Below are 1104 nucleotides of genomic sequence, written 5' to 3'. Positions count from 1 at the left end.
TGATTCTAACTGATTGATTCAATCAATATTGAATCGATATTTGTTGCTTGAATTGACAGACGCTTGACTTTCATTCAATTTTCAAAGAACAACTTCGCTCTTATTAAAGCGACAAGTAATATAATAACAAGTTGATAATAATAAGTCAACAATATATTTAATTATTTTTTTGGTGGAGCCTAGCGGGATCGAACCGCTGACCTCCTGCGTGCAAGGCAGGCGCTCTCCCAGCTGAGCTAAGGCCCCGTAGTGTTGTATATTCATTGTTTTTTAACTGGTGCGCCCGAGAGGAGTCGAACCCCTAGCCTTCTGATCCGTAGTCAGACGCTCTATCCAATTGAGCTACGGGCGCTAACGAATGGAGCGGAAGACGGGATTCGAACCCGCGACCCCCACCTTGGCAAGGTGATGTTCTACCACTGAACTACTTCCGCGTTATTATTATTTCAACTTGATGTTACATGTTAGCTATAACATTATATAACTTTCAGGTTAAATGGTGAGCCATGGAGGATTCCGATGCGCAGCTAGTCCTGCTTCTTCTTCGAATAATCTTCCCTGCTGCATGGGGAACCGTAGGTGAGAATCCTATATACACCTTTTTTCAAATGGTGAGCCATGGAGGATTCGAACCTCCGACCCTCTGATTAAAAGTCAGATGCTCTGCCAACTGAGCTAATGGCTCCTAATTTTAAATATACTTCGAAAACTTAACAAACAAAAATAACCACTATAAAATATTTTACAGAGATAAAACCTTTCACTATCTATGCAAACTATATTCTCTCTGCAAATATAATAATGGTATTTAAAATATCACTCATTAAGTTATTGAAAATGGTGCCGGCCAGAGGAATTGAACCCCCAACCTACTGATTACAAGTCAGTTGCTCTGCCAATTGAGCTAGACCGGCATGATTATGGTGGAGGGTGACGGGGTCGAACCGCCGACCTCCTGCTTGTAAGGCAGATGCTCTCCCAGCTGAGCTAACCCTCCACTAGATACAGTCTGGCGACGTCCTACTTTCACAAAGGGTTGCCCCTTCATTATCATCGGCGCTAAAGAGCTTAACTTCCGTGTTCGGCATGGGAACGGGTGGAACC

The 1104-nt window shown here is 43.2% G+C and carries 6 tRNA genes and 1 rRNA gene; all 7 read right to left on the bottom strand.

What is annotated here, in order from left to right:
- Positions 1-170: 170 nt before the first annotated feature.
- Positions 171-246: transfer RNA gene (locus tag J2S78_RS17050), tRNA-Ala, on the bottom strand.
- A 29-nt stretch (positions 247-275) separates the two neighbouring features.
- Positions 276-352: transfer RNA gene (locus J2S78_RS17045), tRNA-Arg, on the bottom strand.
- 7 nt (positions 353-359) lie between these two features.
- Positions 360-434, bottom strand: a tRNA-Gly gene (locus J2S78_RS17040).
- A 175-nt stretch (positions 435-609) separates the two neighbouring features.
- Positions 610-685: transfer RNA gene (locus tag J2S78_RS17035), tRNA-Lys, on the bottom strand.
- A 153-nt stretch (positions 686-838) separates the two neighbouring features.
- Positions 839-914, bottom strand: a tRNA-Thr gene (locus J2S78_RS17030).
- Between the two features lie 7 nt (positions 915-921).
- Positions 922-997 (bottom strand) — tRNA-Val (locus J2S78_RS17025).
- A 10-nt stretch (positions 998-1007) separates the two neighbouring features.
- A 5S ribosomal RNA gene (gene rrf, locus J2S78_RS17020) occupies positions 1008-1104 on the bottom strand; the annotation flags it as partial.

Origin of the sequence: Salibacterium salarium (genome assembly GCF_030813635.1) — a bacterium.
In the GTDB taxonomy this organism is placed as follows: domain Bacteria; phylum Bacillota; class Bacilli; order Bacillales; family Marinococcaceae; genus Salibacterium; species Salibacterium salarium.
This window is presented reverse-complemented; position numbering and strand designations above follow the sequence as displayed.